The 12,625-nt window shown below is 60.0% G+C and carries 10 protein-coding genes and 1 tRNA gene; 2 read left to right on the top strand and 9 right to left on the bottom strand.

Features of this window, described 5'->3' with window-relative positions; translation table 11 throughout:
- Positions 1-257: 257 nt before the first annotated feature.
- A tRNA-Arg gene (locus tag LDN84_RS06220) sits at positions 258-332 on the top strand.
- Positions 333-363: 31 nt separating this feature from the next.
- Here the strand turns inward: LDN84_RS06220 and LDN84_RS06225 are convergent.
- The 6 genes from LDN84_RS06225 to LDN84_RS06250 are packed head-to-tail and all read right to left on the bottom strand — an operon-like array spanning position 364 to position 8,055.
- A complete protein-coding gene (locus LDN84_RS06225) occupies positions 364-4,245 on the bottom strand; it encodes a translocation/assembly module TamB domain-containing protein (RefSeq protein WP_223909912.1) in 3,882 nt (1,293 codons plus the stop codon).
- A complete protein-coding gene (locus LDN84_RS06230) occupies positions 4,245-6,062 on the bottom strand; it encodes an autotransporter assembly complex protein TamA (protein ID WP_223909915.1) in 1,818 nt (605 codons plus the stop codon). The genes LDN84_RS06225 and LDN84_RS06230 overlap by 1 nt, the downstream gene beginning before the upstream one ends.
- On the bottom strand, positions 6,059-7,273 hold the full coding sequence (locus LDN84_RS06235; RefSeq protein ID WP_223909919.1) for a vWA domain-containing protein: 1,215 nt from the start codon (positions 7,271-7,273) through the stop codon (positions 6,059-6,061). The genes LDN84_RS06230 and LDN84_RS06235 overlap by 4 nt, the downstream gene beginning before the upstream one ends.
- Entirely contained in the window at positions 7,263-7,406 is a 144-nt protein-coding gene (locus tag LDN84_RS06240) for a hypothetical protein (protein WP_223909923.1), read from the bottom strand. Before LDN84_RS06240 ends, LDN84_RS06235 begins: the two co-directional genes overlap by 11 nt.
- On the bottom strand, positions 7,403-7,822 hold the full coding sequence (locus LDN84_RS06245; protein WP_223909926.1) for a PIN domain-containing protein: 420 nt from the start codon (positions 7,820-7,822) through the stop codon (positions 7,403-7,405). Before LDN84_RS06245 ends, LDN84_RS06240 begins: the two co-directional genes overlap by 4 nt.
- Positions 7,823-7,827: 5 nt before the next feature.
- Positions 7,828-8,055, bottom strand: a complete 228-nt coding sequence (locus LDN84_RS06250) for an antitoxin (protein ID WP_223909929.1) — start codon at positions 8,053-8,055, stop codon at positions 7,828-7,830.
- A gap of 245 nt (positions 8,056-8,300) precedes the next feature.
- Between LDN84_RS06250 and LDN84_RS06255 the strand changes: the two genes are divergently transcribed.
- Entirely contained in the window at positions 8,301-9,386 is a 1,086-nt protein-coding gene (locus LDN84_RS06255) for an SPM autocatalytic domain-containing protein (RefSeq protein WP_223909932.1), read from the top strand.
- A 78-nt stretch (positions 9,387-9,464) separates the two neighbouring features.
- Here LDN84_RS06255 and LDN84_RS06260 read toward each other — a convergent pair whose 3' ends face one another.
- From LDN84_RS06260 to LDN84_RS06270, 3 genes are all read right to left on the bottom strand, one after another.
- Positions 9,465-9,710 (bottom strand): hypothetical protein, encoded by a 246-nt coding sequence (locus LDN84_RS06260; RefSeq protein ID WP_223909934.1) that lies wholly within the window; start codon positions 9,708-9,710, stop codon positions 9,465-9,467.
- 279 nt (positions 9,711-9,989) lie between these two features.
- A complete protein-coding gene (locus LDN84_RS06265) occupies positions 9,990-10,946 on the bottom strand; it encodes a LysR family transcriptional regulator (protein WP_223909937.1) in 957 nt (318 codons plus the stop codon).
- 15 nt (positions 10,947-10,961) lie between these two features.
- Complete coding sequence (locus LDN84_RS06270) at positions 10,962-12,611, bottom strand: CorA family divalent cation transporter (protein ID WP_223909942.1); 1,650 nt, start codon at positions 12,609-12,611, stop codon at positions 10,962-10,964.
- Positions 12,612-12,625 lie beyond the last annotated feature (14 nt).

Raw genomic sequence — 12,625 nt, forward strand, 5'->3', positions numbered from 1 at the left:
TGGGTCTGGTTTTGTTGGCTTTCACTACTTCAAGCGACCTGCATTCACCTCAGTCCAAAGGGTTGATCAAAAAAACCGAAACAAAACAACGGCCTGGCTTTTACCCTTGTGCCAACCAGTATCGCATCTTCAGTCTATTATTGATATACATCAAGATTTGCGTTTTTTAAGATGCCTGATCACGGGCGGGCAGGCAAGCCTTACTTTACCTGTCAAATTGGGTTCGTTCATCGTAGAATCGAAAGCTCTGTCTGCTTGTCGCCATAGTTCAATGGATAGAACAAGATCCTCCTAAGATTTAGATACAGGTTCGATTCCTGTTGGCGACACCATAGCCTTTGTGACAAACGAAGTTCTTTGGATTTAGTCGTAGCGCTGCGTCCAGATCAAATCAATAGCGCTTTGCTCACCGGTTTGTGCGCGTAAGGTCAGCCGCCTGGACAGGTCGTAAAAAATGGTGAAGACACCCATGGTGCCCGCCATGCCGCTTTCATAGGCCACGTAAAAATCATTGCTCAGGCGTTTGCCTAAGGTGACTCCGCTTGCGCTGGCGGTGTCGCCGCTGTTGCCCCGAAAACTCAACTCATCCAGGCCGAGTGCTTGTGTCAGGCTGGCACTGGGGCCCTGGCCGCTGCCGCCCAGCAGGGCCACGGCGGCTTGCTGCAGCATGGCTGCTTCACCCCCGCGTCCACTGGCTGAACGACCCAGCACCAGCCAGGCGAGTTTTTCGGCTTCTGGCAGATCAGGCTCGGCATACAAACGCACCACCGGTGACAGTGCCGTGCCCTGAACCTGTACCCCGACGCGCTGGCTGAGATTGGGCCGAATGGCCAGAATGTCCAGCGCGGGGTTATCGGCCGGGCCCACAAAGCGCAGCACACCCTGCTCAATGTCCAAACGTTGTCCATAGGCTTGGTACGTGCCGCGCACCGTGCGCACACTGCCCACCAGGCTGGGCTTGGCGTTGCCCATGGCTTGTAATTCCAGCTGGCCGGCCAGGCGGGTGATCAGCCCGCGCCCGCGCATCTGGAAGTTTTTCCCCAAATCCAGCGTGACCTGAATGTCGGGGCTGAATGTAGGTACAACGGGTTTGGCTGCCGCCGCTGAGGCGCCAGTTTTGCCAAGCGCCGCTTGAGCGGCCTGACTGGCGGATGGCCGCACCACCACATCATCACTCAGGGTGGGGGCAGATTCGCTGGGCAGGGTGATCAGTGCCTGGTCTGCGGTGAGCTTGCCACGCAGGCGCAAGCTGGCGTTTTGAAGCTGAGCGTTCAGCTGGCCGGACACGCTGACAAGCCGGTCTGAACGGCTGCTCACGCGCAAGGCCTGGGCATCGGCTTGCAGTGTGATGTCGATTTGTTGCGCCAGCTTTGTGCCCGCTTGGGTGGCAGATTTCCACAGCGCCAGACCGGTCACCTTGACCAGCCCGCCCGCAGCCCCCCCGGCACCGTGCAGGGTGAAGTCTTCCAGGTGAAGCTTTTGCCCCTCCAGGCGTGCCAGCAGGCTGCCTTGCTGGAAATCAATGCCATCAGCCACCGAGCGCACGGCCAGGTTCTGCGCCTGGATGGTGCCTGCCCATTGCGGCTGTTGGCGGGTGCCGGTCAGGGTGGCGTTGGCATCCAGCGTGCCACGCATGCGCCAGCCCGGTGGTGCCAATACCGACCAGGCATCCACCGGTGGCAGTTGCATTTGCACACTGCCGCCCAGCGGTGCGTCTGCTGGCCAGCGCCAGCCGGAGTCAAGGGTTTGCAGCTGGGTACTGAACGCCAGCAGGGCCTTGCCCGCACGTGTGCTGTCCCAGCGCAAACTGCCTGAGAGTTGATCACCCGCCAGGTTGACATTCAGCCGGGCTTCCTGCATGTGTGCGGGGAGGGGCTGCTGGTGTTGGGCATCGGTGCTCAGGCGTAAATCGCCGGTGCTGCGCTCCAGCATGGCGCTGAAGTTCAGGCTGCTGGTGTGCTGGGCATCCCAGCTGCCAGCCAGCAGGATGTCGCTGGAGAGGCCCAGGTCGGCCATGGTTTTACCACTCAGGGTATCCAGCCAGGCCAGGGGCAGTTGGCTGATTTGTCCCTGGCTTTGCCATTGTGCTTGGGGTTTGGTTGGGCGTGCCGATGAGGCATGCGCTGGGGTCTGCTGCGCGTTTTGTTGCGACCAGCGCAAATCTTGCCAGCTCAGCAGGGCTTTGCCAGGCAAGGGGCCGGTGAGCTGGGCGGTGTTGCCACCCACCGTGAGTTTTTGGTTGGCCCCGTTGTCTTGCCAGTCCAGCGTGATGGCCGGATTGTCCTGGCCTGCCGAGGCGAGTGTCCAGAGCCCTGGGTGGGCACTGTCTTGTACCTGGAACTTGAGCGTGTTCAAGCTGCCTTGCCAGTGCCCCGCCATGCGTTGACCACCATGGGCCTGGGCTTGCCAGTGAAATTGGCGCTGGCCTATGCCTAACCGGCCTTGGGTGGTGAGCGCCAAGGCGGGCAGGGTGCCTGCGAGGGTGAGGCTGAGCTCGCGCAACTGGCCGTCTGGCGGTGTTGGGCCGGTGCCGGTTGTTGTGTGATGCCAGTCCAGCTGCGGGGATTGCAGGCTGGCATCGATGCTCAGTGTGTGGTCCAACTGCTGCCAGCCGCCTTGCCAGTGGGCCTGAAGCTTGGCATTGCCTTGTAAGCGCAGGCCTTGCAAAGCCGTAGACGCAGGGAGCCAGTGCCTGAGCCAGTCAGAGGCCAATGTGGCATCTGCCATGTTCAGGGTCAGGTTACCTTCACCACTGCGGCTGGCCATCTGGCCATTCAGCGTGCCTTGTACGCCGGGCAGGGCCAGGTTCAGCTGGCTTTGCCCAGACTGGGTGCGTGTGTTGTAGCTCAATTGGCCGCTCAGTTGGGCCTCTTCGGCCGCCATGTGCAGGCTGTTCAGGGTCAGTGTGCCAGCCGCCCACTGGCCTTGGGTTTGCAGGTTTTGCAGCCGCACGGCGGGCCAAGGGCCCTGTTGTGTCTGGAGTCGGGTGTTGGTGGCCGGCTGGGTGGCGGCCTGAAGCTGGGCCGTGAAGTCCAGGGAGTTGCCGGAGGATTGGGCTTGCAGCGTGCCATTCAGGGGGCTGCTGGCCAGACGGGTGTCCATGGTGGCGGGGTTGATGCCGACCAAGCTGGCGTGGCCCGACCAGCGCCCGGTATCGAAACTGCCCGCGCCAGTGATGCTGCCGCCAGCCGCATTGGCACGCAGCGATGTCAGTGCCCACTGGTTGTGCTGGTAGCTCAGTTCGGCCTGAAGGGTGTTCAGCGGCAGGTGCTGCTGGTTCCACGGTCCTGGCGAGGTGTTGGTCAGCTGAAGCTGGCCTTGCCAGCCCTGTGCCACAGGGTTCACGCTGGCTTGGCCGTTGAGTGCCGTTTGTGGTGCCTGGGGCCACAGGGCAGCCAGGTTCAGGGCTTGCCACTGGGCATGGGCTTCAAGCAAGGGCTGCTCTTGCCAGGGGGCCAGGCGGGCCGACAGCTGGGCTTGCATGGCTGGTGCTGTGAACTTGGCCGACGTGGCCTGGGGCTCGGGTGTCAGGCTGGCTTTGAGTGCCAGCAAAGCATCGGATCCGCTGAGTTGACCGTTGAGCTGGGCGTTGGCGGCAATACGCAGCATCTGGGTACTGGCTGGCACGCTGGTTTGTACCTGTCCATTGAGGTGCAGTGTCAGTGCCATCGGGGCGGCGGCTTGTAATTCACCATCAAGCTGATAACTTCCAGATGAAATATGCCCCTGGAGCTTGATTAGCTTGTGTGAGATGCTATCAAATTGATATTTTCCGCTGAGGGCCGTGGCCTGCAGTACCGTGCGCCCGGTGAGCGACAGTACGGCCACGTTGAAGGGCAGTTCCACACGTATCGGCAGGTGTAAGGCGGTGAGCGGCGTGCGTGGCTCGGTACCACTGCGGGGGCGCTGGTCATCAATCGTCACGGCGGCCATGCTCAGGTCACTCAGCCGCAGTTCTTTGTGCAGCAGCGGTGGCAAAGTCCAGGTGATGCGGATGTCTTTGGCCTCAACGCTCAGACCGTTCTGGCTCCAGCGCAGCCAGGCAATCTGCCCGCCATGGCGCAGTGAGCCCTGTACCCCTTTGACCTGAAGGGTTTGGCCTGCTGGTAGCCAGGAGCCGAGCTGGTTCAGCAGGCTGGCCAGAGAGCTGGTGCTGCTGCTCCATAGCCACAGCCCGGCGACGAGCGCCAGCAAGGTGACGGCACTGGTGGCCAGCAGTTTCATGCTGAGAGAAAGAGCGCGCATCAGAAGGTGAAACCCAGGTTCATGTGCAGGCGAAAACGCTGCACATCCACACCATACGCCAGGTCAATTTGCAGCGGCCCTACCGGGCTTTTCCAGCGTGCCCCCACGCCCACACCCACCTTGGTACGAAGTTCCGAGGGTTGGTTGGCCACCGCACCGGCATCCACAAACACGGTGCTTTCCCAATCACTCAACTGGCCCTTGATACGAATGGGCTGCTGCCATTCGATGCTGCACGTGGTCAGGTAACGGCCGGCGGTGATGCTGCCATCAGCCAACGTGACCCCAATCTCATGCAAGGCATAGCCGCGCACGCTGTTGTCGCCACCAGCCAAAAACAGTTGGGTGCTGGGCAGGCTGATGTTTTCTTGCGAGACGATGGCCCCCGCCGCCGCGCGCATGGCCAGCCGTGCCGAGCTGGCGGCGGTGCTGCCGGGTTGGCCCAGCCGCAAAAAACCTTGCCAGCGGGTCAGCCAGCGGGTGTAGGCCTGTGGCTGGTTGCCCAGCGTGGAGCCTCCACCCAGCTCGGCTCCCCAGCCCCAGCCGCTGGAGGGAAAGGGCAGGCTGTCGTAATACCGCACCGCAAAGGCGTAGTTGGCGCTGATGGACTGGGCCAGCACGGGCGCGGTGGTGTCGGTGCTGACCGATTCGGCGCGGTCGTATTGCACATAGATGTTGCGGTCGATGCGTTCACTGCTTTGTTTGCGGCCACCGCGCAGCTGCTGGCTGGTGACATCCAGCGTGCCCAGCAGCTGGTTTTGCACCAGCACAGAAGCGCCCCAGCGCCAGTTGTCGGTATCCGGCGGGGCGGTGAGTTCGGTGCCGATGGCACTGTTGTTGCGCTCCAGTTGAAGTTTGCTGACGGCGCGCCAGCCGATGCCGGGTACTTTGTGGTGGGTGTGCTCGACAGAAAGGCGCGGCCCGCTGTCGGTGCTGGCACCTACCCCCAGTACCAGTTTTTGCAGTCGCGCCTCACGCAGTTTGATGCGCACCGTGGCGGCTTCCGGGGCGGTGCTGGTGTCGATCATGACAAAGACCGAGTCAAAGTAGCCGCTGTCTGACAAACGTTGCTGGGCGGCAACCAGATCCAGTTGACGGTACGGTGTGCCAGGTGTCAGGCGGGCAAATCGCTGTACCAGTTCGGCATCAAAACGCTGCAAACCTTCAATGGCGAGTGCGCCGGTACGGTAGGCTGCACCGGAGTCCAGTGTGATGTGGAGTTGCGCCAGGTGTGAGTCGGGGTCGATGTCGGCCAGGGCTTGGCTGATACGTCCCTCAGGGAAGTTTTGCGTGGTGAGCTGGCGCAGGGCTTGCTGTTTGGCGTTGTCCCAGGCGGTTTGGGTAAAGGGTTCACCCGTGCGCAGTGTCCATTTGTCCTGAATCTGTTCGCGCTGGGGTGCGGCATCCGCCTGCGTGGCAATGACTCCGGTGAAATGGATCTGCACTTGTGACACGCGTGTAGGCTCACCCGGGTCAACCTGGATGTGAATCACCGGAGGGGCCTGACCCGACGGATCGTTCTGGCGCTCAATGTGAATGCTGGGGGAAAAATAGCCCAGTGTGCCCAGCAATTGCCGTGCATCGTCTTTGGCCACATCCTGCAAACGATCCAGTTCTTCGACACTCAGGTCAGTGAGCTCGCGGTAGCGTTGCAGCTCCAGGTGGCGGCTGAGGAGTTGTGCCATCTCGGTGGGTGCCTCGATACGGATGTCAAACCCAACGGCGGGCGTGGCGGGCTGATCGGTCGCAGCCCAGCTGGCTGGCCAAGTGACAAGCCATAAGCAGAGTAGCCAGAACCGTTTGGTGGGTAAATTCATTTGCTGAGCAGGCGCATGGCTTCTTCCAGCCCTTTGAGGGTGAGCGGGAACATGTGTTGACTCATTAGCTGCTGCACGATGCTGATGCTCTGGCGGTACTGCCACACACCCTGCGGCTCGGGGTTGATCCAGGCAAAGTGCGGGTAGGCGCTGGTGAGTCGCCCGAGCCATTCGGCCCCGGCTTCTTCGTTGCTGTATTCGACGCTGCCGCCGGGTTGCAGGATTTCATAGGGGCTCATGGTGGCATCACCAATGAAGATCAGCTTGTAGTCCTTGTTGTACTTGCGGATGATGTCCCAGGTGGGGAATTTCTCGGCGTAGCGGCGACGGTTGTTCTTCCAGACAAAGTCGTACACGCAGTTGTGGAAGTAATAAAACTCCAGGTGCTTGAACTCGGCCTTGGATGCGGAAAACAGTTCTTCCACCCGGGCAATGTGCTCGTCCATGGTGCCGCCCACGTCCATCAGCAGCAGCACTTTGACGTTGTTGTGGCGCTCGGGCACCATTTTGATGTCCAAGTAACCGGCGTTGGCGGCGGTGGCGCGGATGGTGTCGGGCAGATCCAGTTCTTCCACATGGCCCTCTCGGGCAAACTTTCGCAGGCGGCGCAGCGCCACCTTGATGTTGCGCGTGCCGAGCTCTTGGGTGTCGTCATAGTCGCGGTAGGCACGCTGCTCCCACACTTTGACGGCACTTTTGTTTTTACCAGGGCCACCAATACGCACGCCTTGCGGGTTGTAGCCGCCATGCCCAAAGGGCGATGTGCCACCCGTGCCAATCCATTTGCTGCCGCCTTCGTGGCGCTCCTTTTGCTCTTCGAGGCGTTTCCTCAAAGTCTCCATCAGCTCGTCCCAGCCCATTTTTTCGATGGCCGCTTTTTCTTCGGGACTTAAGTTGAGTTCGAGTGTTTTTTTGAGCCAGTCCAGCGGAATGTCCTTGGTGAAATCGGTCACCATCTCCACGCCTTTGAAGTAGGCGGCAAAGGCCCGGTCAAACTTGTCGTAATGTTTTTCGTCCTTGACCAGGGTGGCACGGCTCAAAAAGTAAAAGTCGTCGATCTTGTAGCCGCTGCAGGCTGCATCACCGTCACCGGCCTGCGGCGTTTTGGGGCCGACCACGCCGAGTTTCAAAGCTTCGAGCAGGGTCAGGAATTCCTTGACCGAGACCGGGAGTTTGGCGGCGCGCAGGGTGTAAAAGAAGTCAATCAGCATGGGGAATCCCGTAGGCAACAATAAGAAGAAACAATACGCCAGCAGCTATTTTCGGTGTCCAGTTGACCCACTTGATCCAGCGTGCGAGGGCGATACCTTCTGCGTCGGGTGGCTCTAAGTTGTTGGGTTTCATGGCGTGATCCAGTTCTCCACCCGTAACCCCGCCACCCGCTCAAACTCCCGGGTGTTGTTGGTCACCAGCACCAGTTTGTGGTGCAAGGCTTCGGCGGCGATCCAGGTGTCGTTGGGGCCAATCGAAGTGGCGGCGGCTTCGAGTTGGGCGCGAAGCTGGGCATAGGTGTCAGAAACGTGGCTGGTGATGGTGAGTAATTCTGAATGGGCACGAATGGTGTCAATCACCGCCAGCCGCTTGGGTGTGCGGTCACCTTTGTAGTAGCCGAGCTGCAATTCACCCAGCACGATGGGCGACAGGGTAATGCGCCCCCGCTCCAGCGCTTCAAAGCGTTTGATCAACCCTGCGCTGGAGCGCCGGATCAGTGCGCTCCAGATGTTGGTGTCTAGCAGGTAGCGGTCGGTGGTGCTTGTCATGGGGATCACCAGGCGTCGACGGGCTCGGCAGGGCCATCGTCAGCGATGTCTGGCCAGTCTTCCACGATGGGCAGCTTGTCCAAAAAATCTTTCATGGTTTGAGGCGCTTCACGCAACACAATTTCGTCACCCCTGCGCTCGATGGTGACGCGCTTGCATTTGAGCTGAAACTCCTTGGGCAAACGTACAGCCTGGCTGTTGCCTGACATAAAAACGGCGGCGGTGGTGGTCATGGTGCGCTCCCAAATGCAATATACGTAGTGTATATGGTTAGTCGTGGGCCGTTGATCATAGGTGACTTGCAGGTAGGGATATTTTATAAATAATTAGCCTTTAGTGCTTGTAGATATTGCGCTGATAGCTATCATAAAAATAGCATACGTCACCACAGCTTGATGTTCCTCAAGTTTTCCATGTTTTTAAAAATAAAGCCCAAAAAGACCCTGAATTACCGCCTATTTCTGTCGATGAACGAGTGATGAAGATCACTCAATCCACCGTTGCCCTGCAAAGCCAGCACGCCATTGCGTCGCTGCGTTCCCAGCAATCCACCTTGCGTGCATGGGTAGGCAACCGACGACCTGACTTTGAGGGCGCGCGGAAGGGGGCCAACCTTGGGGCCAGTGCCTGGGTGTCGCTGTCGACGCAGGCCATGGCGCGTACACGTGCTCAGGTGGCATCCGCTGTGGCTGCAGATGTTGACGCGGTTGAGTCCTCCAACGACACCGTGCGCAACGACCCGCGCCTGCGCCTGCTGATGGACATGGTGGAGGCCATCACAGGTCGACCTGTCAAGGTATTTGACTCGCGTGAACTACAGCTAGCCAACCACATTGAGGCACCTGCGAGCCTGTCTGTACCAGCGGCATCCGTGGCCAGCACACCTGCCCGCACGCCTGCAGGTTGGGGCGTGGAGCTGGATACCCGTGTTACGCTGGCAGAGTCCGAAACTACCCAGGTGAGTGCACAGGGTGTGGTGCAAACCGCAGATGGCCAGCAGATCAACTTCACACTGCAACTGGAGATGCATCGCGCATTTGTACAGACCAGCACGACGGCCTTGCGCGCCGGTGATGTGGTGCGCCAAGACCCGCTGGTGATCAATTTTGACGGAGCTGGTGTTGAGCTTTCCGACACCCCATTCACCTTTGACCTGAATGCGGATGGTCAAACTGAAAACATAGCTTTTGTCACTGGTGGCAGCGGCTTTCTGGCGCTGGACAAAAATGCCGATGGCCGCATCAACAACGGCACCGAGCTGTTTGGCACGCGCAGCGGTGATGGTTTTGCCGATCTAGCCCAGTACGACCAGGACGGTAACCAGTGGATTGATGAGGGCGATGCGGTCTACAGCCAGTTGCGTGTCTGGCAGCGGGATGCCAATGGGCATGATCAGCTTCAGTCCCTGGCGCAAAGTGGTGTGGGTGCGCTGTACCTGGGGCGGGTTGCCAGCCCGTTTTCAGTCAAGACCTCCAGCAATCAGACACTGGGCCAGGTGCGCAGTACCGGGGTGTTTCTGTACGAGTCGGGTCAGACGGGCTCTTTGCAGCAGGTGGATTTGTAGTTAAGTTTGCGATAAAAATTGGCCTCTATCCCTTTATTTACAAGCGTAAGAAGCTATTTAATTGATAGTTTCTGGTGTTCAGTGTCGAATACCCACCTGAGCCCGTAGTAAGGCGGCGCAATCTTTCAGCGCGACGGACTGGGTGGCTTCGACCAGATCCAGCAGGTGCGTGGCATAAGACGGATCGCTGTGCAGGCGGGCCGTGTCAATCCACCAACCCTGGCCAGCCATCAGCCATTTGAAGTCCACCTCTTCCAGCATCACCAGTCTTTCGTCGGGTAGCTGGCATGGCTGTAGGGGCGTGGTATGTGTTTGCATTTGCATGGTGATCACTCCTTGCATGATTTATCGGCATTCGGTGGAGTGCCTTGACGCAAAGTGTGCGCGTATGTATTTCTTGTGGTGCGTGGAAAAGGTGGGGCAAAGCCGGGGTTTTTCTGGTTTATCGCTGCAGGGCACAAAACAAGGAGAGCCTTGGTAGGCGCGGTGGAAACCGCAGTTCACGCCAGCCGACGCTCCTGCAACATCAAGCAGATCGATATTCATCATGCTTTATGGCTGTAGCGCTTGTAAATAAAGCGTAGAAAGCTATGAAAACTATAGTTATTGAAGCGTATCCAGTTCCCGCGCAGCTGCCATCACTGCCGCCGCCAGCGCAGGTTGCAGCGGGTGCGGCGCGGCCACTTCGGGCAGCAGCAGGCTCACCTTGAAGGCAATCGCCACACTCAAGGGCCGCACCACCAAGTCTGGCCCGGCCATGGCCAGTGCGGTCAGCGGGTTGACGATGGCCAGGCCCAAGCCCTGGCGTACCAGGGCGCACACCGCCACCGCGCTGGCGGTTTCCAGGCAGGTCTGGCGCGTGACCTGGGCAGCGGCAAACATCTGGTCAATCTGCGCCCGGTAGCTGTCACCGGCGGCCAGGCTGACAAAACGTTCGCCCTCAAAGTCTTGCGGGGTCAGTACGGTTTTGCGGCACAGGGGGTGGTTGGCGGGCAGCACCGCCACTTCGTTCACCTGCAGGATGGGCTGTAACGTGACCCCGGCTGGTGCTTCAGAGGTTTCGCTCAAACCCAGATCAAAACGCTGCTCACTCATGGCCTGCTCCAGCCAGGGCGATTCTTCCGGGTGGACGCTGACCGAAGCCTGTGGCAGGACTTTTGCAAAGTGCACCAGGGCTTGCGGCACCAGCGCATGCGCCAGCGCCGGCAGGCAGGCCAGCCGCAAGCGCCCGGTGGCTTGCAGACGTAATTCCTGGGCGCGGGCGGCGATCTGCTCCAGGCCGACAAAGGAGCGCTCCACCTCCTGCATCAGCGCCAATGCCCGTACCGTGGGGCGCAGGCGGCCACGCACCCGGTCAAACAGATCAAAGCCCAGCAACTGCTCCAGCCGCGCCAGCTCGCGGCTCAGCGTGGGTTGGCTGGAGGCGCACACCTCAGCGGCGCGGCTCAGATTGCCGTGCAGCATGATGGCGCGGAACATGCCCAGCTGGCGGTGGGTCAGGGCCGGGGCTGCTGTGCTGGCGGCGGGGCCCTTGTGGTTGATTGGCTGCAGATGATTCATAAGTCTGGTCGCCTGTTAGCCCAGCGCCCTCCAGAAGGCGCGGAATTTGCCCGTAAAGGACAGACGTTCGTCCGACAAGGCTTCCAGAAAATCCGACAGGCGTTTGGAACGCGAGATGGCATACAACACCAGGCTGACGCAGACAGTGGAGGCGATCAGGCCGTGCAGCAGGCGCTGCATCGGTGTACCGTCGCCAAAAGCAATGATGTTCATGCCGAAATAGCCGGTGGTCACGGTGGCAATCAGACCCAGGATGGTGATCACCGTGAGCCGCACCACGGTGTTGGACTGACGGCGCTGCGAGTCGCTGTCCAGGTACTGGCTCATCTCGCGGATTTCGTCGCGCACCTCGTCGTACAAGGCATCGTTGCGCAGATGCTGGGAGCACAGGCGAAAGGTCGCCTGCACGTGGGGACGCTCAGACAGTTCGTGAAACCAGTAGCGGTGGTTAAAGCGCAAAAAGGTTTCAAAGTTGGCGCGAATGCGGCGCTTGAACTGGCGCACCGAGGCATCGTCACGGATATTGAGCGCATTGACCGCCCCGACCAGCACATCAGAGAACACCAGCAACGCAGCACGGTGCATATGGGCAATCAGGAAGATCAGGAAATACTGGTGCCGGAACTGCGCCAGTACACCACGTTCCCCATCGGTAAAAAACGGCGAGCTGGCATCACCGACCACCGTCAGCGCGTTGCCGGTGCAGATGAAGCGGGTGTGGGGGCCGGTGGCTGAGCGGCTCCAGAACCGGTCTTGGCAGTAACGCTGCTCAAACTCGACAATGCTCGGATCATTGCTGGGCACCGGTTCATCAGGGTGTAACAGCGAGGCCAAACCGATCCTGATCCAGTCTTCAGAACTCAACACCTGGGGCTGCTCCAGAGCCAGAAACGCCATCACCGGCATGCGGTGGTATTCAATCAGCCGGTAGCGCAAGTCGCCGGGTTCGGGCGAGTGGGCCAGTGTCAGTGGACGCAACAAGCTGGCCCAGTGCTCGGAGATACAAGGGCTGCGATGCTGGCAGACGTAGCCGAGGTATTTTTCCCGGTGCTGGGCATCGGACTGGGCCACCACCTGCCCATCGGCCCCGAGCCACTCGGCCAGATGGACATTGTGCAGGCCGTCGCCGCTTTCGTCCCAGCCTGAGGGGTAAGCCCGGCCACAGCGGAACAAAATGTCGCGCACGGTGTCCAGCGGCAAGCCACTGGCGCTGATTTCCACATTGAGCTGGATCAGGTCCAGGTCGTCAAAGAAATAGAGGTCAATGTGCACCACATGCAACTCAATCGGCACCTGGCCTGGCCGCAGCGTCAGCCGCAGACCGGTGATGTTTTTGCGTCGAAACACATGCATGGGCGAGTTCCCGAGGGTGTTGTCGACAAGCTGTTGCCCGCTGCGGCCTTCGCCATATAAAAAACGTTGCACGTAGGGCAAAAAAGACACAAATTCCCGGTAATGCCGCTCCTCGAACTGGCTGGCATCGGCGGTGAACTCGTCGTCAATCCGGTGCCAGTCACGGGCTTCTTCGCTGCGCTCGAAGGCCTCCCAGTGGCGTGCCTTGACCCCTGCCGAGAGCAGTGGTTCCAGCTGCAGCGGCCACACCAGGCTGGCATGAAACAGCTGCACCATGGGGTTGCTGGTGGTCGGGTGTAGCGATGAATCCATGGGGTATACCTGTC

The organism is Rhodoferax lithotrophicus (assembly GCF_019973615.1).
Taxonomy (GTDB): Bacteria; Pseudomonadota; Gammaproteobacteria; order Burkholderiales; family Burkholderiaceae_C; genus Rhodoferax; species Rhodoferax lithotrophicus.

Bases quoted from the DNA above. Each gene is read 5' to 3' on its own strand.
- LDN84_RS06240 (WP_223909923.1), bottom strand. From the start codon at position 7,406: ATGAAACCCAACAACTTAGAGCCACCCGACGCAGAAGGTATCGCCCTC.
- LDN84_RS06225 (WP_223909912.1), bottom strand. From the start codon at position 4,245: ATGCGCGCTCTTTCTCTCAGCATGAAACTGCTGGCCACCAGTGCCGTC.
- LDN84_RS06230 (WP_223909915.1), bottom strand. From the start codon at position 6,062: ATGAATTTACCCACCAAACGGTTCTGGCTACTCTGCTTATGGCTTGTC.
- LDN84_RS06250 (WP_223909929.1), bottom strand. From the start codon at position 8,055: ATGACCACCACCGCCGCCGTTTTTATGTCAGGCAACAGCCAGGCTGTA.
- LDN84_RS06270 (WP_223909942.1), bottom strand. From the start codon at position 12,611: ATGGATTCATCGCTACACCCGACCACCAGCAACCCCATGGTGCAGCTG.
- LDN84_RS06235 (WP_223909919.1), bottom strand. From the start codon at position 7,273: ATGCTGATTGACTTCTTTTACACCCTGCGCGCCGCCAAACTCCCGGTC.
- LDN84_RS06255 (WP_223909932.1), top strand. From the start codon at position 8,301: ATGAAGATCACTCAATCCACCGTTGCCCTGCAAAGCCAGCACGCCATT.
- LDN84_RS06260 (WP_223909934.1), bottom strand. From the start codon at position 9,710: ATGCAAATGCAAACACATACCACGCCCCTACAGCCATGCCAGCTACCC.
- LDN84_RS06245 (WP_223909926.1), bottom strand. From the start codon at position 7,822: ATGACAAGCACCACCGACCGCTACCTGCTAGACACCAACATCTGGAGC.
- LDN84_RS06265 (WP_223909937.1), bottom strand. From the start codon at position 10,946: ATGAATCATCTGCAGCCAATCAACCACAAGGGCCCCGCCGCCAGCACA.